The organism is Pseudomonas sp. KK18, from assembly GCF_037094675.1.
Lineage (GTDB): Bacteria > Pseudomonadota > Gammaproteobacteria > Pseudomonadales > Pseudomonadaceae > Aquipseudomonas.
Map to the genome: position 1 here is coordinate 6567222 of NZ_CP146605.1, position 26103 is coordinate 6593324.

Sequence of the window (26103 nt, forward strand, 5' to 3'; positions counted from 1 at the left end):
AGCCACTGTGGTTTATTAGACTGACCGCGGTGGCTGGTTTTGGGGCCGCTTCGCAGCCCAACGGGGGACAAGCCCCCTCGCCACAAAAAGCCCATCCACCCTGGGTGCGGTGGTTACTTGGCAGCCCAGGAATTGAAGCGCTGCTCCAATTGCTCACCGTTATCCGCCCAGAAGCTCACGTCGATCTGCACCTGATTGGCGATGTTTTCCGGGGTAGTCGGCATGTCTTTCAGGATGTCCTTCGCCAGCAACGGTACGGCTTGCGTATTGGCCGGACCGTAGGCGATGTTTTCCGAATAGGTCTTCTGCTGCTGCGGCTGCACCGAGAAGGCGATGAACTTCTTCGCCGCGTCAGCACGGTCCTTGGCCAGGCCTTTTGGAATGGCCCAGGCGTCGAAATCGTAGATCCCGCCGTTCCACACCACTTTCAAATTGCTTTCTTTCTGCACGGCAGCGATCCGGCCGTTGTAGGCAGAACTCATCACCACGTCGCCAGAAGCGAGGTACTGCGGCGGTTGGGCGCCCGCTTCCCACCACTGGATATACGGCTTGAGCTCATCGAGCTTCTTGAACGCACGGTCCTGGCCATCTTTGCCGGCCAGCACCTTGTACACATCCTTCGGCGCCACACCGTCAGCCATCAAGGCGAATTCCAGGGTGTACTTGGCGCCCTTGCGCAGGCCGCGTTTGCCCGGGAATTTCTTGGTGTCCCAGAAATCGGCCCAGCCGCCTGGCGGTGCTTTCAGTTTGTCGGCGTTGTAGGCCAGCACCGTGGACCACACGAAGAAACCCACGCCGCACGGCTGGATCGCGCCCTTCACGTAGTCGCCCGGGTTGCCGAACAGTTTCGGGTCCAGGGGCTCGAACATGTCTTCGTCACAGCCACGGGACAGTTCCGGCGACTCCACTTCCACCAGGTCCCAGGACACGCTCTTGGTGTCGACCATGGCCTTGACCTTGGCCATTTCACCGTTGTATTCGCCGGCGACGATCTTGCCGTTGCCCGCGCTTTCCCACGGTGCATAGAAGGCCTTGACCTGCGCCGCCTTGTTCGCGCCACCAAAGGACACCACCGTCAAATCAGGGCCTGCCATGGCCTGTGTCGCGCCCATCAAGCTCAGGGCCAGGGCGGAATATTTCAGGGATCTCAACATTGTTGTTCTCTCCACGTGCGAGGTTGGTGAAGCAAGGGGGCGATCAATTCGCCTCTAGAAGTGGGTCGAGTGCGCGAACGTGCTCGACTTGCCAGCCAATCGGTACCACGTCGCCGACCGCCAGGGCTGTGTCCAGCTCGGCGATCGGTTGTTTCACAAAAAAATCGGTCTTGCCGCAGACTTCCAGGCGCACCCGCACGTGGTCGCCCAGGTAGATGAACTCGGCCACGCGCCCGGAGAATCGGTTGACGCAGCTTTCACTGGAGCCATTCAGGCTGACGCGCTCGGGGCGCACCGACAGGGTCACCGGGCCGCCGACCTGGCCGACGTTCACCGCCAGCGCCTCGACCTTTTCGCCGCGCGCCAGTTCGACCACGCAGCGGTCGCCGGTGTGGCTGTGCAGGCGGCCATTGAGGCGGTTGTTCTCGCCGATGAAGTTGGCGACGAAGGTGTTTTTCGGTTCTTCGTACAAGGTGCGCGGGGCAGCGATCTGCTGGATCTCGCCCTGATGGAACACCGCCACCCGGTCGGACATGGTCAGTGCTTCGCCCTGGTCGTGGGTCACGTACACCACCGTCACGCCGAGGCGCTGGTGCAGGTGCTTGATCTCCATCTGCATGTGTTCGCGCAGTTGCTTGTCGAGGGCGCCGAGGGGTTCGTCCATCAGCACCAGCTGTGGCTCGAACACCAGCGCCCGGGCCAGGGCCACCCGCTGCTGCTGGCCACCGGAGAGTTGCGCCGGGTAGCGCTGGGCGAAGGCATCGAGCTGGACCATGCTCAGTACACGCTTGACCCGCTCGCTGATGTCGGTCTTGCTCAGGCCGCGTACAGAGAGCGGAAACGCCAGGTTCTCGGAGACGGTCATGTGCGGGAACAGCGCGTAGTTCTGGAACACCATGCCGATGTCGCGCTTGTGGGGCGGCACATTGTTGATGGAGCGGCCGGCCAGCTGGATCTCGCCGGCGGTGGGGGTTTCAAAACCGGCGAGCATCATCAGGCTGGTGGTCTTGCCCGACCCGGACGGCCCGAGCAGGGTCAGGAACTCGCCCTTGCGAATCTCCAGGTTGAGGTCTTTGACGATCAGGTTCTCGCCGTCGTAGCTCTTCTGCACGCCACGAAAGCTGACCAGCACATCATTTGAATCCACCTCGCTCATACCCGCACCTTTTTGTTTTGGACTGCCGTGGAACAAGCGTAGTCCCAGGGCAAGGCCGCGCAAATCGGGGGCCCGGAGAGATTGGCATCAGCAGGATGGAAGGTTTGGGGTAGGGATTGCCCTACACGGATGGCGGGGATAGAACAGAGCAGTTACAAACCCCACGCTACAAGCAGCAAGACCGGGCAGCGCGGCGCTCGGCAGGCAGTCGCAAACAGGTATGCCGCTATAGGAGTTTGTGCTCCATGGCGTACTTCACCAGTTCCGCCAGGGAGGTGATATTGAGCTTTTGCATCAGGCGCGCCTTGTGGGTACTGATGGTTTTGCTGCTCAACGCCAACTGCTGGGCGATGTCGTTGACGTTGGCGCCCTGGGCCAGGCGCTCGAATACCGAGAACTCGCGCTCCGACAACAACGAGTGCAATGGGCGGGAATCGGTGAGGCCGACTTCAAAGACCATGCGGTCGGCCAGGTCCGGGTCGATGTACCGCCCGCCCGCCGCGACCTTGCGGATCGCGGTCAGCAGCAGCGCCGGGTCGCTGTCCTTGGTGGCATAGCCGGCGGCACCGACCTTCAGCGCACGGGCGGCCATTTGCGCTTCGTCGTGCATCGACAGCACCAGGATCGCCGGGGGATTGTTCAGCGCACGGATCCGCGGGATGGCTTCCAGGCCGTTGACGCCAGGCATCGAGATGTCCAGCAACACCACCTCGCAAGGCACGTGGCGCAGGGTTTCCAGCAACTGCTCGCCATTGCTCGCCTCGCCCACCACCAGCAGGTCCTTGGCCAGGCCGATCAGTTGCTTGATGCCTTCGCGAACGATGGTGTGGTCTTCAGCTACCAGTACACGGATCACTGTGGATGTCCTCTTCTTTTGGTTATCAATCCAGCGGCACCGTCACACTCAGGGTGGTGCCTTCGCCCAATGCGCTGTCCAGGCTCAACTGCCCGCCCATGATCAGCACCCGCTCGCGCATGCCAACCAGGCCAAACGATACCGGGCGCCCGGGAGCCTGGACGAAACCTGCACCGTCGTCGCTGATGGTCAGGCGCAAGTGCGCGCCCTCCACCACCAGCGTCAGCTCGACAGTATGCGCCTGGGCATGGCGCATCACATTGGTCAGTGCCTCTTGCAGGATGCGGAACAGGCCGATGGCCTTGGCGTCGCTCAGCGCCGGCAGATTATCCGGCACCTGCACCAGGCACGGAATCTGCGTGCGGGCCTCGAAACGCCGGGCTTGCCATTCGATTGCCGAGGCAATCCCGGCGTCGAGAATCGGCGGGCGCAGGGCAGTAGCCACGTCGCGCACCAGTTGGAACAGTTGGGCGATCAGGCGCTTCATGCTGTTCAGCCGCTCGTGCAGGCCGGGATCCAGTTGGGCGTAGGTCAGCTCGCACATCGAGGTCTCCAGCTTGAGCACGGTGAGCATCTGCCCCAACTCGTCGTGCACTTCCCGGGCGATGCGGGCCTTCTCTTCCTCGCGCACGGTTTCCAGGTGGGCCGACAATTCCCGCAATTGCGCGCGGGAGGCGTCCAGCTCCAGCTCGATGCGCTTGCTCTCGCTGATGTCCCAGACAATTCCGTCCCAAACCACGGCGCCGTCTTCCAGGCGCCGGGTCACGGCCTTGATATCGGCCCAGCGCTGCTCGCCCAGGCGGGTCAGGATACGGCCCTGCCAGGCCCAATTGCTCTCGGTCTCGATGGCCTGGTCCTGGGTGCGGTGATAACTGGCGCGGTCGTCGGGATGCACCAGGCTGCGAATGCCCATGGCCGGATGGCTGAGCACTTCCGGCGCGTACCCCACCAGGCCCTCGCTGCCCTGACTGATGTAGGCGAACTCGATCGCCTCGCTGCGCGGCAAGCGCTCCAGGCGAAACACCAGCCCCGGCACATTGGCGGCGATCCCTTGCAGCCGCGCCTCACTTTCCTGCAAGGCCGCGAGGGCCCGGCGACGCTCGGTGACATCGTTGAGGTAGACCACCAGGTATTCGCCGTCGGCAAAGCGCAGGAAACTCAGGGACACATCGGCTGGCAATACGCTGCCATCGGCGCGCAGGCAATTGGTGGCAAAACTCTGTGGCCCGTCTTCGCTGGCCCGGGCGCGCTTCCACAGGTTGAGCCAGCGGTCCATGGTCAGCGTCGGGTCGAATTCGATCAGCGGGCGTTCGATCAGGGCGCCGGGGGCGTAGCCGAGCATGGTTTCCGCCGCCTGATTGGCGTAGCGCACATGGCTGTCCCAATTGACCCAGAGGATACCGACGGTGCTTTGGTCGATGGAGAACTGGGTCAGGCGCAAGGCTTCGGCACCCGCGGCGCGGGCGGCGCTTTCTTCGCGGGCGGCCAGCAGATTATGCTCCAGGCCGCGTTGCTGGCGGCGCTGCCAGAACACCACGGCCAGGCTGGCGAGCAATAGCAGGCCCAGCAGCAACGTGAGGTTTTGCCAGAAGCCGGGGGACTCGGTCACCCGTGGGTATTTGGGCTGCAGCCAGCGGCTGTGCAACTGGTCCAGATCACGAGCGGGAATCGCGCGCAAGGCGCTTTGCATGATATCGGCCAGCTCGGGCCAGTCGCGCCGCGTGGCCACCCGCAGCAATTGCGGCAGGCCGATATCGCCGACCACGGCAAGGCCGGCGAACTCGGTTTCGCCCGACAACCGGCTCAATTGCGCCTCATCCACCACCGCATACCGCGCCTGCTGGCTCACCAGCAATTGCAGGGCCTGGCGCTCCATGGGCACACCTTGCAGGTTGAGACTCGGGTAGGTGCTGCGCAGGTAATCCGCCACTGCGCTGGGCATGCGCACGGCGACGCGGGATTGGTCGTCGAGTTTCTCCAGGTCGACTGCGGTGCTGCCATCACGAACCCCGACAATGTGCTGGGGCACCCGCATATACGGATCGGAGAACAACCACAGGCGCAGGCCGGCCGGGGTTTGCAGCAGGCCGGGGGCGAGGTCGACCTCGCCGTCACGCACCGCCGCCTCCAGTTGCTCCTGATTGGGAAAGTTGCGCCAGGTCAGTTCGATATTCAGCGCCTTGGCCAACCACTGCATCAATTCGACATTGGCCCCGGACAGCCGCTGCAAGCGCCGATCGTATTGGGCATAAGGCGCCTGTAACACCAGCCCGACCCGCAGGTCGGGATGCTGTTCGAGCCATTCGCGCTGGCCGGCATCGAGCTGCGCCTCGTGAGTGGCAGGCGCAGGCACGGCGCCCGCGATCAAGGGAAAGCATATACAGCCGATAACCAGCAGGTAGCGAAAACCCATGATCCACGTCTCATATCACTGACAAATACTGACCAACCCATTAGGCTGCCGGAATCACTTCTGGCCGGAAATCAACGATGCCACTTTCCCACCGCTCGGCACTGCCAGCATTGTGCCTGTCGCTGCTGTTTACCAGCGCCTTTTGTGTCGAGGCCGCCGACACTCCCGCTCCCGCCCCGGAAAAGCCAGTGGTGCGCCAGCCCTTGCCGGAGCGCAGCCAGGAAGAAGCCAACGCCCTGGAACGACAAATCCCGCAGCAGGAACAACAACAGTTGCAGGCGGGCAGCGATTCTTTCCTGGCTTTGTGGAAGCCGGCCAACAGCGGTGAGCCTGAAGGCGTGGTGATTATCGTCCCGGGCAACGGCGAAAGTGCTGACTGGCCTCAAGCAATCGCGCCGTTGCGCAAGAAATTGCCGGACGCCTCCTGGGGCACCCTGAGCTTGTCGCTGCCGGACCTGACCCTGGATACCTTGCCACCCCGCGTCATCGAATCGCCCAAGGCGACCGTGGAGACCAGCAGCAAAGACGCCAGCACCGTCGCCAAACCCGTGGAGCAAGCCGCCAGCGCCGAAGCGGAAGGCACTGACCCGGCCGTGGTTCCCGGCACCGATGAACAAGACAAGACCGACGCCACGCGAATCTTCGCGCGCATTGACGCCGCCCTCGCCTTCGCCCAGACCCAGAATGCCCGCAGCATTGTGTTGCTCGGCCACGGCACCGGCGCCTGGTGGGCCGCGCGTTACCTGAGTGAAAAACAACCGGCGCAGGTGCAGAAATTTGTCATGGTGGCCGCGCAGACCCCGGCGGGCCGTGCCCCGGACCTGCAACAACTGGCACCGAAACTGAAGCTGGCCACGGCAGACTTTTTCTACCAGGACAACTCCCAGGCACGCAAAGCGGCCCAGGAACGTTCCCAGGCCAGCAAGCGTTTGAAGAATGACAGCTACAAGCAGGTGTCGTTGAAGGCCTTCCCCGATAACAGCCAGGCAGGGCAAGAGCAGCTGTACCGGCGGATTCGCGGGTGGCTGAGCCCGCAAAATCCCGGAGACTGATCGTATAATCTCAAAAACACTGGAGAACAAAATGTGGGAGCGGGCTTGCTCGCGAATGCGGTGAGTCAGTCACTGCATCTGTTACTGATCCACCGCATTCGCGAGCAAGTCGAATCGTCGCACCGCCACTCCCACAGTTGATCCGGTTTACACCATAAAAAAGCAGCGCCTGATGATTCTGTTAGCGAAAGTCTCGCCTTTCGCGAATCAGCGCGTAGGCGTTGTGCAGCTCGCGGGTACGTTCGGTCGCCTCCCGCACCTGGGCTGGACTGGCGCCACTGCCGGCAATCTTGTCCGGGTGGTGCCGGCTCAGCAGGCGCCGGTAAGCGCGCTTGATCACCGAAGGTTCGGTGGTCGACGTCACCCCCAGAATCCGCAACGCCTCCTGATAAGCCCCGCCACGATTGGCCAACGGCTTGCGCTCCGGCTCATAGTCAGCCGCCAGCGCCTGGATCTGCTGGACCGTCCAACCCAGCCATTTGCCCCATTGTTCAATCAACTCGCGCTCGGCCGTACTGGCCTTGCCGTCCGCCCAGGCCATGCGCCAACAGGCACGCAGCACACCTTCCGCCGCATGGGGCTGGGCCTTGAGCACGCCCAGGTAACTGCGTACCCGGTCCGAGCCGGACTTGCCGCGATTGAACGCGGCAATCGCACGGCGCTGGGCCGGCTCGGCCATGTCCAGCGAGCGCATTTCCTGGCGCGCCTGCTGGATATGCCCGTCCACCACCCGGCCGTTGCTCTTGGCCAGGCGACCGAGCAACACGAACAGCAGTTCGTCATTGCGCAACGCCGGCCGGCCGCCAAGGCGCTCGCGTAACTGGGCCCAGCTTTGCAGTTCCAGGCGCCGGTCCAGCGCCTGGCCCAGCAGTGCGCCCAACATGGCCCCCGGAATGCTGGCAATGGCAAAGCCCGCCCCGGCTCCGATCAGAGTCCCTGGCCACAACATCCTAGTGCCCCGCTGTCAGCAGGGTTTCGACTTGCGCCAGACGTTCCAGCGTCCCGACATCGATCCAGCGTCCGTTCATGTGTTCCCCCGTCACCAACCCTTTCGCCATGGCGTCACGCAACAGCGGCGCCAGCTTGAAGGCACCCGCACTGCAACCCGCGAACAGCTGGGGGTGGAGTACGGAAATGCCACTGAAGGTCAGGTTATCGGCACCAGGAGCGGCATCATGAAGTGCGCCGTCCTTTATGTAGAAGTCACCGCCGGACGGGTGATGGGGCGGGTTGTCGACCATTACCAGGTGGGCCAGGCCATTCAACGGCTGTTTCAGGCTGGCAAAGTCGTAGTCGGTCCAGATGTCGCCATTGACCACCAGGAACGGTTCGTCCCCCAACAGCGGCAAGGCCTTGAAGATCCCGCCACCGGTTTCCAGCGGCTCGCCTTCGGCCGAGTACTGGATGCGTACGCCATACTGCGAGCCATCGCCCAGATAGCCTTCGATCTGCTGGCCGAGCCACGCATGGTTGATGACGATATCGGTAAAGCCCGCTTTCGCCAGCGCCTCGAGGTGGTACTCGATCAGGCGCTTGCCGCCGGCCTGGATCAGCGGCTTGGGCGTGTGCAAGGTCAGCGGGCGCATCCGCTCACCTTTGCCGGCGGCCAGGATCATGGCCTTCATACCACCGCCTCGACGCGCAGGCTCGCCAGCAATTCACCCAGTTCGCTCAACTCTGGCCGGTCCGCGAGCACCGCCTCTATATAAGCGAAGAAGCGCGGCACGTCCGCCAGGTAGCGCGGCTTGCCATCGCGGTGGCAGATGCGCGCAAAGATGCCGATCACCTTGAGGTGACGCTGCACGCCCATCAGGTCGCTGGCCCGCAGGAACTCCTCGAAGTCCGCCTGCACCGGGATACCCAGCGCGCCGGCGCGCTGCCAGTAACCGCGCTGCCATTCCCGCACGCGGGCCTGCGGCCAACTGAGGAAGGCGTCCTTGAACAGGCACGTGATGTCGTAGGTCACCGGGCCGTAGACCGCATCCTGGAAGTCCAGCACGCCGGGATTCGGCTCGCTGATCATCAGGTTGCGCGGCATATAGTCGCGATGCACCAGGACCTTGGGCTGGGCCAGGGCGCTGTCGATCAGGTGTTCGCTGACGCGTTGCCACAGGCCAAGCTGCCGGGCGTCGAACTCGATGCCCAGCTCCCGGCGAACGTACCATTCAGGAAACAATTCCAGCTCCCGACGCAACAGCGCGACGTCATAACTGGGCAATGGGGCGTCCATCGGCAATTGCTGGAAAGCCAACAATGCGTCGATGGCATCGGCGAACAATTGATCGGCATTTTCAGCCGTAATCACGTCCAGATAGGTTTTTTTCCCCAGGTCGTTAAGCAAAAGAAAGCCGCGAAGCAGATCTTGCGCATAAATTTTCGGAACATTTATTCCCGATTGACCGAGTAAATGAGCGATATCGACGAAAGGTTTGCAGTTTTCCTGGGGGGGTGGAGCGTCCATCACGACAAAACTGCGACCTCCTCCCTCCCACCGGAAGTAACGCCTGAAACTCGCGTCACTGCTGGCCGCAGTCAACGTGGCCGGGGGTACGACACCCCAGCCCTGGGTGGTAAAGAGGCCTGGCAATTGCTCATCAAGCCAGACTTTCAGCTGTTGCAAACGTAGATCTTGGTCGGGCATTACAAGGGTCTCCGACGGCGCTAGCCGTCAAGCGGGTCATGCTTTATTATCACGCATCTTTTTCAGACCATCGAGAGGCGTGCGGCCCACACCGCGGGCAGATGGCACGCAGGAAGCCCGGACTAATAAGATGGCATTGAAATCCCCCGCGTTTCGTAGAAAATTTCCGTTGCTGGTAACCGGCAGTCTGCTGGCCATGCAACCTTTCGCCACCTCATTCGTGGTCGCCGCGGAACAGTATGACTGCTCAGTCTCTGCTTCGGGTGCCTGGGATTGCGCGCCGAAAACGGCCGCAGCCCCGCTGCCACCGCGCCCGGTGCATGACGGCAGTGCCGTCAGCTCTGCCAGTGGCACGCCGCAAGGCGAGTCCGGCGGCAGTGCCGAGGCCGTGCCGCAGACCACATTGGTCACCGAAGCCAAGGGCCGCGGCCTGCGTTCGCGCAGCGCCGACTACAGCCACCTGGACTGGGTCCCTCGCGAGAAGCTCACCGCCGCACAACTGGCCGAAACCGGCCCGTACTGCTCCGGCGCGTACATCGAGCCGATCCGTCCTGGCATGAACGACAAGACGAACAAGAGCGACGCGCCGACCTTCATCGGCGCCAAAGTCTCTCGTTACGAGCAGGAACAACAAGTTGCTTCCCTGGCCGGTGACGTCGTCATGCGCCAGGGCAGCATGCAGGTCGAGGCCGACGAGGCCAACCTGTACCAGGCCGAGAACCGTGGCGAGCTGAACGGCAACGTCCGTCTGCGCGACAACGGTGCCCTGCTGGTGGGCGACCACGCTGAAGTCCAACTGGACACCGGCGCCGCCAAGGTCGACAACGCCGAATACGTGATGCACAAATCGCGCATCCGCGGCAACGCGCTCTACGCCAAGCGTGCCGAGAACGCGATCATCCGTCTCAAGGACGGTACGTACACCACCTGCGAGCCGAACAGCAACGCCTGGCAGCTCAAGGGCAACAACATCACGCTCAACCCGGCCACCGGTTTCGGTACCGCGACCAACGTGACGTTGCGCGTGAAGGACATTCCGATCCTTTACACCCCGTATATCTATTTCCCGATCGACAACCGTCGTCAATCCGGCTTCCTGCCGCCGAGCTTCAGCACCGGTAGCGAGACTGGCTTTACCCTGGTTACGCCGTACTACTTCAACCTGGCGCCAAACTACGACGCCACGTTGTACCCGCAATACATGACCAAGCGCGGCCTGTTGATGGAAGGCGAATTCCGCTACCTCACCAAGTCCAGCGAAGGCCAGTTCGGCGGCGCGTACCTGAACGATGATAACGACGAGCGCAAAAACCAGACCGACTACGAAAAAACCCGCTACATGCTCAACTGGCAGCACAAGGGCGGTCTGGATTCACGCCTGCTGACACAGGTCGACTACACCAAGATCAGCGACCCGTATTACTTCCAGGACCTGAAGTCGTACCAGATTGGCGTTCAGAGCCAGGAATACGTCAACCAACAGGGTTCCGTAAGCTATCGCGGCGACAGCTATACGGCGCGATTGAACGTCCAGGCTTATCAGCTGGCGACTATCTCCAATATTACGCCTTACAACAGGCTGCCCCAGCTCACGTTCAACGGCACGCTGCCATATCATCCAGCCGGTCTGGAGTTTGCCTACGAGACTGAAGCAGTCAGGTTCGAACGAGACCTTGAGAACGGCACGTTTACCGACGAGGACGGCCTAACATCTGACCGACTCGATAAAAACGTAGCCGGCCTGAACCGTGCGAACGGTAACCGTCTGAACCTGGCACCTAGCGTCTCGCTGCCACTGAACTGGACCTACGGTTTCATCACGCCGAAATTGAAGTACGTTTACACCAAGTACGATCTGGACTTGGACAGCATCGGCAAGAATGACCTGGTCACCAATCGCCTTGGCTCCTCCTCGCTTGGCGAGAGCTTCAAAAGCTCTGAGGACCGTGCAGTACCGATTGCCAGTATCGATAGCGGGCTTTACTTTGACCGCAATACCCAATGGTTCGGCGACAACTATCGTCAAACCCTGGAACCACGCTTGTTCTACCTCTATGTACCTGAGAAAGATCAAACCGACATTCCGGTATTCGACACCAGCGAGACAACGTTTAACTACTCATCGCTGTTCCGCGACAACCGCTTTGTCGGAAGCGACCGTATCGGCGACGAGAACAAACTGTCCCTCGGCGTGACCAGCCGCTGGATTCAGGACAACGGTTTCGAGCGTCAACGCGTCTCCATCGGCCAGGCCCTGTACTTCAAGGATCGCGAAGTCCAGTTGCCAGGTATTGATGCCAAGACCCGCGACGATGCGCATTCGAACGTCTCGCCTATCGCACTGGATTACGAGTTCCGCTTCAACCGCGACTGGCGCGCTACTGCAGACTATAACTGGGACACCGACAGCCACAGCCCACGCTCCGGCAGCGCGATGTTCCACTATCAGCCGGAAGACAACCCGAACAAGGTTATCAACGTCGGCTACCGCTATCGCAATGACCAGGTCGTCTACAACCAGTCGACCGGCAAGTGGCAGTTCGGCGGCGACTATGGCACTCCGGGCACCGACAACTTCGTGAAGGATTACTACAAAATCCAGCAACACGACTTCTCGATGATGTGGCCGATCATTCCGCAGTGGAACCTGATCACCCGCTGGCAGTATGACTATGCCCGCAACCGCACCCTGGAAGCCTTTGGTGGTTTCGAGTACGACAACTGCTGTTGGAAACTGCGTGTGATCAACCGTTACTGGGTCTCCAACGACGAATACACCCAGGCTGCCCCGCTGAACGAAAAGGGTGACCACGGGCTCTTCTTCCAAGTTGTCCTCAAAGGACTCGGCGGCCTGACCGGCGCCAAGGTAGAGAGCTTCCTCGACAAAGGCATTGAAGGTTATCGTGAACGTGAAGACCAAGCTTTCTGATTGTCTGCGCCCGCTGATGCTGGGCGCGCTGTTCCTGGGTACCGCCGCAGCTCACGCTGCGGTTCAACCGCTGGACAAGGTAGTGGCCATCGTCGATAACGACGTGATCATGCAGAGCCAACTGGACCAACGGGTCAAGGAAGTTCAGCAAACCATCGCCAAGCGTGGCGGCGGCGTACCGCCGACCAGCGTGCTGGACCAGCAGGTGCTTGAACGCCTGATCGTTGAAAACCTGCAACTGCAGATCGGCGATCGCTCCGGTATCCGTATCAGCGACGAAGAATTGAACCAGGCTGTCGGCACCATCGCCCAGCGCAACAACATGAGTGTTGATCAGTTCCGCGCAGCCCTGGCTCACGACGGCCTGTCCTATGAGGACGCCCGTGACCAGATTCGCCGGGAAATGATCATCAGCCGTGTACGTCAGCGTCGCGTGGCCGAACGGATTCAGGTGTCCGAGCAGGAAGTGAAGAACTTCCTCGCCTCCGACCTTGGCAAGATGCAGCTTTCCGAAGAACTGCACCTGGCCAACATCCTGGTGCCTACGCCCGACAGCGCCAACGCTGAACAGCTCAATGCTGCCGCAGCGAAAACCCAGGCTATCTATGACCGTCTCAAGCAAGGTGCCGACTTTGCCCAGATGGCCATTGCCCAGTCCGGCAGCGACAACGCCCTCGAAGGCGGTGACATGGGCTGGCGTAAAGCCGCGCAACTGCCACCACCGTTCGACCGCGAGCTGAGTGCCATGGAAGTCGGTGGCATCACCCAGCCTGCCCGTACGCCTGGCGGTTTCATCATCCTCAAGTTGCTCGGCAAGCGCGGTGGCGAAGAAGCGCAGATGAAGGACGAAGTTCACGTTCGTCACATCCTGGTCAAGCCAAGCGAGATCCGTACCGAAGCCCAAACCAAGGAACTGGCCCAGAAGCTCTATGACCGCATCGAAGCGGGCGAAGACTTCGGCGAATTGGCGAAGAGCTATTCCGAAGACCCGGGTTCGGCGCTTAACGGCGGCGATCTGAACTGGATCGATCCGAAGGCACTGGTTCCAGAGTTCCAGAACGTCATGGCCAAGACCCCGCAAGGCGTTCTGTCCAAGCCGTTCAAGACCCAATACGGCTGGCATGTGCTGGAAGTCCTTGGCCGTCGCGCCACTGACAACACCACCCAGGCCCGCGAGCAGCAAGCCCTGACCGTACTGCGTAACCGCAAATACGACGAAGAGCTGCAAACCTGGTTGCGTCAGATCCGTGACGAAGCCTACGTAGAGAACAAGCTTCCTGGTGCCGACCAAACAGGCACCGACCAGGCAGCCCAGTGACACCCAAGCGTTTCGCACTGACACCCGGCGAGCCGGCCGGCATTGGTCCTGACCTGTGCCTGCTGCTCGCCTCGCACCCCCAGCCACACCCCCTGATTGCCATTACCAGCCGCGACCTGCTCATTGAGCGGGCCGCGCAGCTGGGTGTGGTTGTCGATCTGCTGCCGGTGGGCCCGGGCAACTGGCCTGATCTGCCGGCACCGGCCAACAGCCTGTACGTATGGGATACCCCGCTGGCGACCAAGGTCGTGGCCGGGCAACTGGACAAGGCCAACGCTGCCTTCGTCCTGGAAACCCTGACCCGTGCCGGCCAGGGCTGCATCGACGGGGATTTTGCCGGGATGATCACCGCCCCGGTACACAAGGGTGTGATCAACGAATCAGGCATCGCCTTTTCCGGGCATACCGAATTCCTCGCTGAGCTGACCCATACCGAACAAGTGGTGATGATGCTGGCAACGGGCGACCTGCGGGTGGCGCTGGTGACCACTCACCTGCCCCTGCGCGAGATTGCCGACGCCATTACCCCCGAGCGACTGGAGCGTGTAACACGCATCCTGCACGCCGACCTGCAACAGAAGTTCGGCATCGCCCAACCACGCATCCTGGTCTGTGGGCTCAACCCCCACGCCGGTGAAGGTGGCCACCTGGGCCATGAAGAAATCGACATCATCGAACCAACCCTGGAGCGTCTGCGCCTTGAAGGCATGGACCTGCGCGGCCCATTGCCTGCCGACACTCTGTTTACCCCCAAATATCTGGAGCACTGCGACGCAGTGCTGGCGATGTACCATGACCAGGGCCTGCCCGTGCTGAAGTACAAAGGCTTCGGCGCCGCGGTCAACGTGACACTGGGCCTGCCGATCATCCGCACCTCCGTCGACCATGGCACCGCCCTGGACCTCGCAGGCAGCGGCAAGATCGATACCGGCAGCCTGCACGTGGCCCTGGAAACCGCCTATCAGATGGCCGAGACCCGTATATGACCGAGCATTACCAACACCGGGCGCGCAAGCGTTTCGGGCAAAACTTCCTGCACGACGCTGGCGTGATCGATCGCATCCTGCGTTCCATCCATGCCAAGCCCGAAGACCGCCTGCTGGAAATCGGCCCGGGCCAGGGCGCCCTGACCCAAGGCCTGCTGAAAAGCGGCGGCCAGCTGGACGTGGTTGAGCTGGACAAGGACCTGATCCCGATCCTCAACCAGCAGTTCGCCGGCATGCCCAATTTCAACCTGCACCAGGGCGACGCGCTGAAGTTCGACTTCACCAGCCTCAATGCAGCGCCCAACAGCCTGCGGGTGGTCGGCAACCTGCCGTACAACATCTCCACCCCGCTGATTTTTCACCTGCTGAACAACGCCGGCATCATCCGCGACATGCACTTCATGCTGCAAAAGGAAGTGGTCGAGCGCCTGGCAGCGGGTCCTGGAGGCGGTGACTGGGGTCGCCTGTCGATCATGGTTCAGTACCATTGCCGCGTAGAGCACCTGTTCAACGTCGGACCTGGCGCGTTCAACCCGCCGCCGAAAGTCGACTCCGCCATCGTGCGCCTGGTGCCTCACGCGGTGTTGCCACACCCGGCCAAAGATCACAAGTTGCTGGAGCGCGTGGTGCGCGAAGCCTTCAACCAGCGCCGCAAGACCTTGCGCAATACGCTGAAGGCCTTGCTCAGCAACGCTGAAATCGAGGCCGCCGGCGTCGACGGCAGCCTGCGCCCCGAGCAACTGGACCTGGCCGCCTTCGTGCGCCTGGCTGACCAGCTCGCCATTCAGCCTGCGCCAGTGGCTGAATAAATAGTAGGAGCCGGCTTGCCGGCGATGGCGCACTCACGATCGCCATCGCTGGCAAGCCAGCGCCTACGGGCCTAGACTGACCGGCATCCGCTGTTCCCCCGCTTTTGCTTTTAAGGCCTCTTGCATGTCCGATCCTCGTTATCAGATCGACGTCAGCGTCGTCACCCGCTTTCTGGCGGAACAATCGCAACCCGAGCAGAACCGCTTTGCGTTCGCCTACACCATTACCGTACAAAACAACGGCGAGCTGCCTGCCAAGCTGCTGTCGCGCCACTGGGTCATCACCGACGGTGACGGCCAGGTCGAGGAAGTACGCGGCGCCGGCGTGGTCGGCCAACAACCGCTGATCGCGCCAGGCAAGAGCCACACCTACAGCAGCGGCACTGTCATGACCTCCCGCGTCGGCAACATGCAAGGCAGCTACCAGATGCTCGCCGACGACGGCAAACACTTCGACGCCATCATCGCCCCGTTCCGCCTCGCGGTGCCTGGAGCCCTGCACTGATGGCGACGTATGCCGTCGGCGACCTGCAAGGCTGCCTGGAACCGCTCAAGTGCCTGCTCGAGCGTGTGGCTTTCGACCCGGCCAAGGATCGCCTGTGGCTGGTGGGCGACCTGGTCAACCGTGGCCCGCAATCCCTGGAAACCCTGCGCTTCCTTTATGGCATGCGCGACTCCCTGGTGTGCGTACTGGGCAACCATGACCTGCACTTGCTGGCCGCCGGCAATAACATCGAGCGCCTGAAAAAGGGCGATACCCTGCGGGAAATCCTCGAAGCGCCGGATCGCACCGAGCTGCTTGACTGGCTGCGCCGGCAAAAACTCATGCACTACGACGAGAGCCGCGACACCGCCTTGGTGCATGCCGGCATTCCACCCCAGTGGACGCTGAAGAAAGCCCTCAAGTGCGCGAGTGAAGTCGAAGCAGCCCTGGCCGATGACAACCTGTACACCGCTTACCTGGATGGCATGTACGGCAACGAACCCGTTAAGTGGGACAACGAACTGACCGGCGTCGCGCGGCTGCGGGTGATCACCAACTACTTCACCCGCATGCGTTTCTGCACCGCCGAAGGCAAGCTGGACCTCAAGAGCAAGGAAGGCGCCGACACCGCCCTCCCCGGCTACAAGCCCTGGTTCGCCCACAAGGAGCGCAAGACCCGTGAAACGAAGATCATCTTCGGCCACTGGGCAGCCCTGGAAGGCAAGTGTGATGAACCTAGCGTGTTCGCCCTCGACACCGGCTGCGTATGGGGCGGCGCCATGACCCTGATGAACATCGACACCGGCGAGCGCTCGAGCTGCCAGTGCGACTCCCCCGTTCCCGAACAACTGCAGGCCGCGGCAAAGCGCTGAGCCGCGCTTTCATACAGGCCAAAGGAGCCCGCCATGACTGAATTCAAACGTATCCCTCCCGAGCAAGCCCAGGCCCTGCGCGAGCAAGGCGCGGTGGTTGTCGACATCCGCGACCAGCCGACCTACAACGCCGCCCACATCAGTGGTGCCCAGCACCTGGACAACCACAACATCGCCGACTTCATCCGCGCCGCCGACCTCGACGCGCCGGTCATCGTCGCGTGCTACCACGGCAACTCCAGCCAAAGCGCCGCCGCCTACCTGGTGAGCCAGGGCTTCTCCGACGTCTATAGCCTCGACGGTGGCTTTGAGCTATGGCGTGCGACCTATCCTGCAGAAATTGCCGCAGGCGACGCGCAATAATTTTTTTCAAACCCCGCTATCCCGCGTGACGCTTGGCCTCGCGCCGTTTCTGACGAACGGCGCGGCCAAACTAATTTCGTATCGCGCCTTGACCTCCCCGATTCCGAACTATCCTTAAGCGCAGGCCATCCAAAACAGGGGAGAGCCGGTACACCGGCGTGCGGGTCATCGGTAGCGTTTCAGGGTGTTCTGGGGGGAAAACGGCCATTGGTGTCCACCAATGGCTGCCAGCATCGACTGATTGATCCGGCGTCGGCTCCACGTATCGAGCGAGGTGACGACGTCATGAGTATTTTTAGCCACTTCCAACAACGCTTCGAGTCCACCCGCCAGGAAGAGCTCTCGCTTCAGGAGTATCTCGAACTGTGCAAAAAGGACCGCAGCGCCTACGCGTCTGCCGCTGAACGCCTGCTGTTGGCGATCGGCGAGCCGGAGCTGGTGGACACCGCAGCCAATTCGCGCTTGTCGCGGATTTTCTCGAACAAGGTGATCCGTCGCTACCCGGCCTTTGAAGACTTCCACGGTATGGAAGAATGCATTGACCAGATCGTCTCGTATTTCCGCCATGCCGCCCAAGGCCTGGAAGAGAAGAAACAGATCCTCTACCTGCTCGGCCCCGTCGGCGGCGGCAAGTCGTCCCTGGCCGAGAAGCTCAAACAACTGATCGAGAAGGTGCCGTTCTACGCCATCAAAGGCTCACCGGTGTTCGAGTCGCCCCTGGGGCTGTTCAATGCCACGGAAGATGGCGCGATCCTCGAAGAAGACTTCGGCATTCCACGGCGCTATCTCAATACCATCATGTCGCCCTGGGCGACCAAGCGCCTGGCCGAGTTCGGCGGCGACATCAGCCAGTTCCGGGTGGTGAAGCTCTATCCCTCGATCCTCAACCAGATTGCCGTGGCCAAGACCGAACCGGGTGACGAGAACAACCAGGACATCTCGGCACTGGTGGGCAAGGTCGATATCCGCAAACTCGAAGAATTCCCGCAGAACGACGCCGATGCCTACAGCTACTCGGGCGCACTGTGCCGGGCCAACCAGGGCCTGATGGAGTTCGTGGAGATGTTCAAGGCACCGATCAAGGTGCTGCACCCACTGCTTACCGCCACCCAGGAAGGTAACTACAACAGCACCGAAGGCCTGGGGGCGATTCCATTCACCGGGATCCTGCTGGCCCACTCCAACGAATCGGAATGGCACACCTTCCGCAACAACAAGAACAACGAAGCCTTCATCGACCGGATCTACATCGTCAAGGTGCCGTACTGCCTGCGGGTCAGCGATGAAATCAAGATCTACGACAAGCTGCTGTTCAACAGCTCCCTGGCCAAGGCCCATTGCGCGCCTGACACCCTGAAGATGCTGGCCCAGTTCACCGTGTTGTCTCGCCTCAAGGAGCCGGAAAACTCCAACATCTACTCGAAGATGCGGGTGTATGACGGCGAAAACCTCAAGGACACCGATCCGAAGGCCAAGTCGATCCAGGAATACCGCGACACCGCCGGCGTGGATGAGGGCATGAACGGCCTGTCGACACGTTTTGCGTTCAAGATCCTGTCCAAGGTCTTCAACTTCGACCCGCACGAAATCGCCGCCAACCCGGTGCACCTGCTCTACGTGCTGGAACAGCAGATCGAACAGGAACAATTCCAGGCTGAAACCCGCGAGCGCTATCTGCGCTTCCTCAAGGAATACCTGGCACCGCGCTACATCGAGTTCATCGGCAAGGAAATCCAGACCGCGTACCTGGAGTCCTACAGCGAATACGGCCAGAACATCTTCGACCGCTATGTACTGTACGCAGACTTCTGGATCCAGGACCAGGAATACCGCGACCCGGAAACCGGCGAGATTCTCAACCGCGTAGCCCTCAACGAGGAACTGGAAAAGATCGAAAAACCCGCCGGCATCAGCAATCCGAAGGATTTCCGCAACGAAATCGTCAACTTCGTGCTGCGCGCCCGGGCCAACAACAACGGCAAGAACCCTACCTGGCTCAGCTACGAGAAGCTGCGGGTGGTCATCGAGAAGAAAATGTTCTCCAACACCGAGGATCTGCTGCCGGTCATCAGCTTCAACGCCAAGGCCAGCAAGGAGGATCAGCAAAAACACAACGACTTCGTCACTCGCATGGTCGAGCGTGGCTACACCGACAAACAGGTACGACTGCTCTCCGAGTGGTACTTGCGGGTCCGCAAATCGCAGTAAGGCAGCGACAAGCGTGCAATGCCAGGCTCCCGGTGCGCCGGTCAGCCTGGCAATCGACCGCTTGTCTTTAAGCTTCCAGCTTGCCGCTTGAAGCTTGTAACTTGAAGCTGCCCGGAGGGCTCCTGCATGAGCTATGTGATCGACCGACGTCTCAATGGCAAGAACAAGAGCACGGTAAACCGCCAGCGGTTCCTGCGGCGTTACCGTGACCACATCAAAAAGGCCGTCGAAGAGGCCGTCAGCCGCCGTTCCATCACCGATATGGAGCATGGCGAACAGATCAGCATCCCCGGACGCGACATCGATGAACCGGTGCTGCACCACGGCCGGGGCGGCAAACAGACCGTCGTGCATCCCGGCAACAAGGAATTCACCAGCGGCGAACATATCCAGCGGCCCCAGGGCGGCGCGGGCGGCAAAGGCCCGGGCAAGGCCGGTAACTCCGGCGAAGGCATGGATGAGTTCGTGTTCCAGATCACCCAGGAAGAGTTCCTGGAGTTCATGTTCGAAGACCTGGAACTGCCCAACCTGGTCAAACGCAACCTGACCGGTACCGACACCTTCAAGACCGTGCGTGCCGGGATCAGCAATGAAGGCAACCCGTCACGGATCAACATCATCCGCACCCTGCGCTCGGCCCATGCGCGACGTATCGCCTTGTCTGGCAGCAGCCGGGCAAAACTGCGGGATGCCAAGGCGGAACTGGAACGCCTGAAACGCGAAGAGCCGGATAACTTCGGCGATATCCAGGAAATTGAAGCCGAAATCGCCAAACTCAGCGCGCGAATCCATCGCGTGCCGTTTCTCGACACCTTCGACCTGAAGTACAACCTGCTGGTCAAGCAACCCAATCCCAGTTCCAAGGCGGTGATGTTCTGCCTGATGGACGTGTCCGGCTCCATGACCCAGGCGACCAAGGACATCGCCAAGCGCTTCTTCATCCTGCTGTACCTGTTTCTCAAGCGTAACTACGACAAGATCGATGTGGTGTTCATCCGCCATCACACCAGCGCCAGGGAAGTCGACGAAGAAGAGTTCTTCTACTCGCGGGAAACCGGCGGCACCATTGTTTCCAGCGCCTTGAAGCTGATGCAGGAAATCATGGCTGAACGCTATCCGGCCAACGAGTGGAACATCTACGCCGCCCAGGCCTCCGACGGCGACAACTGGAACGACGACTCACCGATCTGCCGCGATATCCTGATCAACCAGATCATGCCGTTCGTGCAGTACTACACCTACGTCGAAATCACCCCGCGCGAGCATCAGGCGCTGTGGTTCGAATACGAGCGCATCAGCGAAGCCTTCGCTGACACCTTCGCCCAGCAACAATTGGTCTCGGCCGGTGATATCTATCCGGTCTTCCGTGAACTCTTCCAGCGCAGGTTAGTGACATGACCGCCAAAGAGCATAAGCGCCAACCCATATCCACGGGGTCCGAATGGACCTTCGAACTCATCCAGGCCTATGACCGGGAAATCAGCCGCATCGCGGCGGGTTATGCCCTGGATACCTACCCCAACCAGATCGAAGTGATCACCGCCGAACAGATGATGGATGCCTATGCGTCCGTGGGCATGCCCCTGGGCTATCACCACTGGTCCTACGGCAAACACTTCCTCAGCACTGAAAAGTCCTACACCCGCGGCCAGATGGGCCTGGCCTACGAAATCGTCATCAACTCCGACCCGTGCATCGCCTACCTGATGGAAGAAAACACCATCTGCATGCAGGCGCTGGTGGTGGCCCACGCGTGCTACGGGCATAACAGCTTCTTCAAGGGTAACTACCTGTTCCGCACCTGGACCGATGCCAGCTCGATCATCGATTACCTGGTATTTGCCAAGCAGTACATCATGCAGTGTGAGGAGCGCCACGGCATCGACGCGGTGGAAGACCTGCTGGACTCCTGCCATGCCCTGATGAACTACGGCGTCGACCGCTACAAACGCCCGTATCCGATTTCCGCCGAAGAAGAACGGCTGCGCCAGAAGGACCGTGAAGAGCATCTGCAAAAACAGATCAACGACCTGTGGCGCACCATTCCCAAACGCGCCGGCAAGAACAACGACAAGGACAATGCGCGCTTCCCCGCCGAACCTCAGGAAAACATCCTGTATTTCATCGAAAAGCACGCGCCATTGCTGGAGCCCTGGCAGCGGGAAATCGTGCGGATCGTGCGCAAGATCGCCCAGTATTTCTACCCACAACGCCAGACCCAGGTGATGAACGAAGGCTGGGCCACGTTCTGGCACTACACCCTGATGAACGACCTGTATGACGAAGGCCTGGTCACCGACGGTTTCATGATGGAGTTTCTGACGTCCCACACCAGCGTGGTCTTCCAGCCGGGCTTCGACAGCCCCTACTACAGCGGTATCAACCCGTATGCATTGGGCTTTGCGATGTACCGCGATATCCGGCGCATGTGCGAGCACCCCACCGAAGAAGACCGCCGCTGGTTCCCGGAGATTGCCGGGAGCGATTGGCTGTCGACCATCAAGTTCGCCATGAGCAGCTTCAAGGATGAGAGCTTCATCCTGCAGTACCTGTCCCCCCAGGTGATTCGAGACCTCAAGCTGTTCAGCATCATGGACGACGACCTAAAGGACGACCTGCTGGTGCCGGCGATCCACGATGAGCCGGGTTACCGCACCATCCGCGAAACCCTCGCGGCGCAGTACAACCTGGGCAACCGCGAACCCAATGTGCAGATCTACAGCATCGACGTACGCGGCGACCGCTCGCTGACCCTGCGCCACCAGCAGCACGACCGCAAACCGCTGGGAGAGTCCACTGAGGAGGTTCTCAAGCACCTGCACCGGCTGTGGGGGTTCGATATCCACCTGGAGACGCTGCAAGGCGACCAGGTCATGAAAACCCACCACGTTCCGCCCCGCAACGAACACGGCGATAACGATTACGGCCGCCTGGACCTGGCAGTCGTGCATCTGTGAAACGGCAAAGCCTCCATTGGCGGGCCGCAGGCGTTATCCTGTGCCGCTAATGGAGGCTTTTCATGCAAATCTACAAAGTCGGTGGTGCGGTACGTGATCGCCTGCTGGGCATCCCCGTTACCGATATCGACCGTGTCGTAGTCGGCGCTACCACTGAAGAAATGCTCGCCCTGGGCTACAAGCCTGTGGGTTCGGACTTCCCGGTATTTCTTGACCCGAAAAATGGTGACGAGTACGCCCTCGCCCGCACGGAGCGCAAGAGCGGCCGGGGTTATGGCGGCTTTGTGTTTCACGCCAGCCCCGAAGTTACCCTGGAAGAAGACCTGATCCGCCGCGACCTGACCATCAACGCCATGGCCGAGGATGACGCGGGCAACCTGACCGACCCTTATCACGGCCAGCAGGATCTGGACGCACGCATTCTGCGTCACGTTTCCCCGGCGTTTGCCGAAGATCCACTGCGTGTCCTGCGCGTTGCACGCTTTGCCGCGCGCTATGCCGGCCTCGGCTTTACGGTAGCGCCCGAAACCCTGGAACTGATGCGCGAACTCAGCGCGTCGGGCGAACTGGAAGCCTTGACGCCCGAACGCAGCTGGAAGGAGATTTCCCGCGCATTGATGGAAAACCAGCCACAGGTGTTTATCCAGGTGCTGCGCGATTGCGGCGCCCTGAAAACCCTGATGCCGGAAATCGACGCACTGTTTGGCGTGCCGCAACCCGAGGCCCATCACCCCGAAATCGATACCGGCGTGCACACATTGAGCGTGCTGGAACAGGCAGCCATCCATGCCCAACCGTTGACCGTCCGCTGGGCCTGCCTGCTGCACGATCTGGGCAAGGGGCTCACGCCTGTGGATAAGTTGCCGCAGCACATCGCTCATGAGCAACGCGGCGTGAAGCTGATCAAGGCGATGAACGAACGCTTCAAGGTGCCAAGGGATTGCCAGGAGTTGGCGTTGCTGGTGGGCGAATATCACACCCATGGCCACCGCGCACTGGAGCTGAGGCCCTCGACATTGCTGGAGTTGCTGCAAAGCTTCGACGTTTACCGTCGCCCGCAACGCTTTGAAGAGTTTGTGGTGGCATGCGAGATGGACGCCCGCGGGCGCAAGGGCCTTGAGCAGAGAAGTTATCCACAAGCCGATTATTTGCGCGGTGCGGCGCTGGCGGCCAGAGGTGTGGCCGTCGCACCGCTACTGGAACAAGGCTACAAAGGTCCCGAACTGGGCGAAGCGCTGAAACGCGAACGGCTCAAGGCGCTAAAAGCCTACAAGAGCGAGTCCGGCGTCAACGGCTGATCCCGCCATTCGAACGCGACCGGCGCCAGTACCTGGTCAATGTGTGCATCCTCCCACAGCGCGGCAAATGACTTGCCCACCTCAGGATGCACACGCTGCGGCGCCATCAACGACAGCGGCCACAGCACAAACGCGTTTTTCAGGATTTCGGCCCGGGGCAGGATCAGGCCATCGAAGTTACCCACCAGCTCGCCATACAGCAGCACGTCGATGTCCAGCGGCAAGCCCTTGCGATCCGGGGCGTAGCGGCCATTGTCGGCCTCGATGAATTTCAGCCGGCGGTCCAGTTCCATCAACGGCAGGTCGGTATACGCCGACACCACCAGATTGAAGAATGGCCCGCTCTTGATGCCCACAGGCTGGCTTTCAAACACCGGCGAACAGCGCATCTGCGTCAGGAAACCCGCCAGCGCATCAAGGCCAGCGTGCAAATGGGCCTCACGCTCGATGTTACTGCCAAGACCAAGGTAAACCTGAGTTAGCGACATCCGCGCTCGATCTCCACGCCCACACCCTTGGCGGCCGGTACGGCGCCGGGCTTGGTCAGTTTGAGGTGCAGCCAGGGAATCTGGAACTCACTCATCAACACTTCAGCCAGGCGCTCGGCGAAGGTTTCCACCAGCTGGAATTGTGCCTGCTCGGCAAAGGCCTGGATCCGTGCGGACACGCTCGCGTAATCCAGCGCCAAAGTCAGGTCATCACCGGCAGCGGCCGGGCGGTTATCCCAGGCGAAGCTCAGGTCCAGACGCAGGCATTGCCGGATACCGCGCTCCCAGTCGTAGGCCCCGATCACGGTGTCGACTTCCAGGCCTTCGATAAACACTCTGTCCAAGCACTCTTCTCCGCTGCACGACAAGGGCGCGATGCCCCGTTAGAATCAGGGCGTCCTCGCCCGGAATAGTTAGCATGTTTTGGTTACTGGCGACTCTCGCCTACCTGCTCGGCTCGCTGTCCTTCGCCATTTTGCTCAGCCGCCTGACGGGAAATCCCGACCCGCGAATGAGTGGCTCAGGCAATGCCGGCGCCACCAATATGTTGCGCCTGGCCGGCAAGAAACTCGCCGTACTCACGCTGTTCGGCGACGTCTGCAAGGGCCTGCTGCCGGTGCTGATCGCCGATCTCGCCGGGCTGTCGCTGCAACAGCAAGCCTGGATCGGCGTCTGCGCGGTGCTCGGCCACCTGTTCCCGCTGTACTTTCGCTTTCGCGGCGGCAAAGGCGTTGCGACGGCGGCCGGCATGCTGCTGGGGATCTACCCACCGGCGGCGCTGCTGGCCATCCTGGCCTGGCTGCTGACGTTCTACCTGACACGCACCAGCTCGCTGGCCGCCCTCATCGCCACGCCCCTGACCCTGCCGTTGCTGGCGTGGCAGGAACCGGAGGCGCTGGTGCCGATGAGCGTGCTCACGCTGTTGATCGTCTGGCGCCACCGGGGCAATTTACGCGACCTGTTTGCCGGGCGCGAACGGCATTTTTAAATACGCCCGGTGAACCCGGCTCACGTTCGCCCGTTACAGCGGCGGCAACTGCTCCATCGGCCAGCGCGCCTGCACGCTGATTGCCAGGCTTTCATGCTGCCCGGCCTGCAAACGCTGGCAACCGGCATAGGCGATCATCGCACCGTTATCGGTGCAGAATTCGGGACGCGCATAAAACACGTCGCCCTTCATGTCGCCGAGCATTTTCTCCAGGGAGCTGCGCAGCGCCTTGTTCGCGCTGACGCCGCCCGCGATCACCAGGCGCTTCATGCCCGCCTGCTTCAGGGCCCGCTTGCACTTGATGGTCAAAGTCTCCACCACGGCCTGCTGGAACGCCAGCGAGATGTCGCAACGGGCTTGCTCACTGTCGTCTCCGGCGCTGACGCTCTGCTGCCAGGTGTTCAGGGCAGAGGTTTTCAGGCCGCTGAAACTGAACATCAGGCCAGGGCGATCGCACATCGGGCGCGGGAAGGTATAGCGCCCCGGAACGCCTTTTTCTGCCAAGCGGGCGATTTCCGGGCCGCCCGGATAATTAAGGCCCATCATCTTCGCAGTCTTGTCGAACGCTTCACCGGCAGCGTCGTCCAGGCTTTCGCCCAGCAGCGTGTATTGACCGATTCCGTCGACCTGAACCAGCTGCGTATGGCCGCCTGAAACCAACAAAGCGACGAACGGGAACGCTGGCGGGTTTTCTTCCAGCATCGGTGCCAGTAAATGGCCTTCCATGTGGTGCACACCAAGGGCCGGAATGCCCCAGGCAAATGCCAGCGCCTGGGCGCAAGAGGCCCCAACCAGCAGGGCTCCGACCAATCCGGGGCCGGCGGTATAGGCAATGGCGTCGATCTCGGTCGGCACGCAGCCGGCCTCGTCCAGCACCTGGCGAATCAATGGCAGCATGCGTTTCACATGATCACGGCTGGCCAGCTCCGGCACCACGCCGCCATAGGCGCGATGCAGGTCGATCTGACTGAACAGTGCGTCGGCCAAAAGCCCGCGTTCACTGTCGTAAAGTGCGACACCGGTTTCGTCGCACGAGGTTTCTAATCCCAGAACTAGCATGGGTTTGCGCCTTGTAGAGGCTGAATTCGAAGGCGCGCATAATAGTCGCCACTCCCCCTCCCGACTAGCGGT

23 protein-coding genes are annotated in these 26103 nt (G+C 61.3%); 13 read left to right on the forward strand and 10 right to left on the reverse strand.

Annotated features, from left to right (window positions below; genetic code table 11):
- Positions 1–113: 113 nt before the first annotated feature.
- From V6607_RS29920 to V6607_RS29935, 4 genes are all read right to left on the reverse strand, one after another.
- Positions 114–1154 (reverse strand): ABC transporter substrate-binding protein, encoded by a 1041-nt coding sequence (locus V6607_RS29920; RefSeq protein WP_003210973.1) that lies wholly within the window; start codon positions 1152–1154, stop codon positions 114–116.
- 43 nt (positions 1155–1197) lie between these two features.
- Positions 1198–2310, reverse strand: coding sequence for an ABC transporter ATP-binding protein (locus tag V6607_RS29925; protein WP_003210974.1), 1113 nt, complete (start codon positions 2308–2310; stop codon positions 1198–1200).
- Positions 2311–2536: 226 nt separating this feature from the next.
- Entirely contained in the window at positions 2537–3166 is a 630-nt protein-coding gene (locus V6607_RS29930) for a response regulator transcription factor (protein WP_003210977.1), read from the reverse strand.
- A gap of 25 nt (positions 3167–3191) precedes the next feature.
- Positions 3192–5579 (reverse strand): sensor histidine kinase, encoded by a 2388-nt coding sequence (locus V6607_RS29935; RefSeq protein ID WP_134327405.1) that lies wholly within the window; start codon positions 5577–5579, stop codon positions 3192–3194.
- Positions 5580–5656: 77 nt separating this feature from the next.
- On the opposite strand from V6607_RS29935, the gene V6607_RS29940 reads away from it, so the two are divergent.
- The gene (locus V6607_RS29940; protein ID WP_134327406.1) at positions 5657–6631 is read left to right on the forward strand and encodes an alpha/beta hydrolase family protein; all 975 of its coding nucleotides are present in this window, start codon (positions 5657–5659) and stop codon (positions 6629–6631) included.
- Positions 6632–6812: 181 nt separating this feature from the next.
- On the opposite strand, the gene V6607_RS29945 is transcribed toward V6607_RS29940, so the two are convergent.
- From V6607_RS29945 to V6607_RS29955, 3 genes are read right to left on the reverse strand one after another with little or no spacing between them, the layout of a single operon-like run.
- Positions 6813–7580: a TerB family tellurite resistance protein gene (locus tag V6607_RS29945; RefSeq protein WP_102370013.1), complete on the reverse strand. Its 768-nt coding sequence runs from the start codon at positions 7578–7580 to the stop codon at positions 6813–6815.
- A 1-nt stretch (position 7581) separates the two neighbouring features.
- Positions 7582–8256, reverse strand: coding sequence for an N-acetylmuramate alpha-1-phosphate uridylyltransferase MurU (gene murU, locus V6607_RS29950; RefSeq protein WP_134327407.1), 675 nt, complete (start codon positions 8254–8256; stop codon positions 7582–7584).
- Entirely contained in the window at positions 8253–9272 is a 1020-nt protein-coding gene (locus V6607_RS29955) for a phosphotransferase (RefSeq protein WP_134327408.1), read from the reverse strand. The genes murU and V6607_RS29955 overlap by 4 nt, the downstream gene beginning before the upstream one ends.
- Positions 9273–9402: 130 nt before the next feature.
- Here V6607_RS29955 and V6607_RS29960 point away from each other — a divergent pair, with 130 nt between their 5' ends.
- The 11 genes from V6607_RS29960 to V6607_RS30010 all read left to right on the forward strand — a co-directional run bounded on the left by V6607_RS29960 (position 9403) and on the right by V6607_RS30010 (position 23496).
- Positions 9403–12201 (forward strand): LPS-assembly protein LptD, encoded by a 2799-nt coding sequence (locus tag V6607_RS29960; protein WP_134327409.1) that lies wholly within the window; start codon positions 9403–9405, stop codon positions 12199–12201.
- The gene (locus V6607_RS29965) at positions 12176–13519 is read left to right on the forward strand and encodes a peptidylprolyl isomerase (RefSeq protein WP_338742531.1); all 1344 of its coding nucleotides are present in this window, start codon (positions 12176–12178) and stop codon (positions 13517–13519) included. The genes V6607_RS29960 and V6607_RS29965 overlap by 26 nt, the downstream gene beginning before the upstream one ends.
- Entirely contained in the window at positions 13516–14505 is a 990-nt protein-coding gene (gene pdxA / locus V6607_RS29970; RefSeq protein ID WP_003210992.1) for a 4-hydroxythreonine-4-phosphate dehydrogenase PdxA, read from the forward strand. The genes V6607_RS29965 and pdxA overlap by 4 nt, the downstream gene beginning before the upstream one ends.
- Entirely contained in the window at positions 14502–15314 is an 813-nt protein-coding gene (gene rsmA / locus V6607_RS29975) for a 16S rRNA (adenine(1518)-N(6)/adenine(1519)-N(6))-dimethyltransferase RsmA (RefSeq protein WP_003210994.1), read from the forward strand. The genes pdxA and rsmA overlap by 4 nt, the downstream gene beginning before the upstream one ends.
- A 124-nt stretch (positions 15315–15438) precedes the next feature.
- Positions 15439–15819, forward strand: coding sequence for a Co2+/Mg2+ efflux protein ApaG (gene apaG, locus V6607_RS29980; protein ID WP_003210996.1), 381 nt, complete (start codon positions 15439–15441; stop codon positions 15817–15819).
- Complete coding sequence (locus V6607_RS29985) at positions 15819–16670, forward strand: symmetrical bis(5'-nucleosyl)-tetraphosphatase (protein ID WP_134327410.1); 852 nt, start codon at positions 15819–15821, stop codon at positions 16668–16670. The genes apaG and V6607_RS29985 overlap by 1 nt, the downstream gene beginning before the upstream one ends.
- 33 nt (positions 16671–16703) lie before the next feature.
- The gene (gene glpE / locus V6607_RS29990) at positions 16704–17033 is read left to right on the forward strand and encodes a thiosulfate sulfurtransferase GlpE (protein ID WP_008434417.1); all 330 of its coding nucleotides are present in this window, start codon (positions 16704–16706) and stop codon (positions 17031–17033) included.
- A gap of 285 nt (positions 17034–17318) precedes the next feature.
- A complete protein-coding gene (locus V6607_RS29995) occupies positions 17319–19241 on the forward strand; it encodes a PrkA family serine protein kinase (RefSeq protein WP_003210999.1) in 1923 nt (640 codons plus the stop codon).
- A gap of 126 nt (positions 19242–19367) precedes the next feature.
- Positions 19368–20639: a YeaH/YhbH family protein gene (locus V6607_RS30000; RefSeq protein WP_003211000.1), complete on the forward strand. Its 1272-nt coding sequence runs from the start codon at positions 19368–19370 to the stop codon at positions 20637–20639.
- Entirely contained in the window at positions 20636–22198 is a 1563-nt protein-coding gene (locus tag V6607_RS30005) for a SpoVR family protein (RefSeq protein ID WP_003211001.1), read from the forward strand. The genes V6607_RS30000 and V6607_RS30005 overlap by 4 nt, the downstream gene beginning before the upstream one ends.
- Before the next feature lie 62 nt (positions 22199–22260).
- Positions 22261–23496: a multifunctional CCA addition/repair protein gene (locus tag V6607_RS30010; RefSeq protein WP_008434412.1), complete on the forward strand. Its 1236-nt coding sequence runs from the start codon at positions 22261–22263 to the stop codon at positions 23494–23496.
- On the opposite strand, the gene folK is transcribed toward V6607_RS30010, so the two are convergent.
- Positions 23466–23984, reverse strand: a complete 519-nt coding sequence (gene folK, locus V6607_RS30015) for a 2-amino-4-hydroxy-6-hydroxymethyldihydropteridine diphosphokinase (protein WP_102370018.1) — start codon at positions 23982–23984, stop codon at positions 23466–23468. The genes V6607_RS30010 and folK overlap by 31 nt on opposite strands.
- Positions 23975–24328: a dihydroneopterin aldolase gene (folB, locus tag V6607_RS30020; RefSeq protein ID WP_003211007.1), complete on the reverse strand. Its 354-nt coding sequence runs from the start codon at positions 24326–24328 to the stop codon at positions 23975–23977. Before folB ends, folK begins: the two co-directional genes overlap by 10 nt.
- Before the next feature lie 74 nt (positions 24329–24402).
- Here folB and plsY point away from each other — a divergent pair, with 74 nt between their 5' ends.
- Complete coding sequence (gene plsY, locus V6607_RS30025) at positions 24403–24972, forward strand: glycerol-3-phosphate 1-O-acyltransferase PlsY (protein WP_003211009.1); 570 nt, start codon at positions 24403–24405, stop codon at positions 24970–24972.
- 33 nt (positions 24973–25005) lie between these two features.
- Here plsY and tsaD read toward each other — a convergent pair whose 3' ends face one another.
- Positions 25006–26031, reverse strand: a complete 1026-nt coding sequence (gene tsaD, locus V6607_RS30030; RefSeq protein ID WP_087694726.1) for a tRNA (adenosine(37)-N6)-threonylcarbamoyltransferase complex transferase subunit TsaD — start codon at positions 26029–26031, stop codon at positions 25006–25008.
- Between the last annotated feature and the right edge of the window lie 72 nt (positions 26032–26103).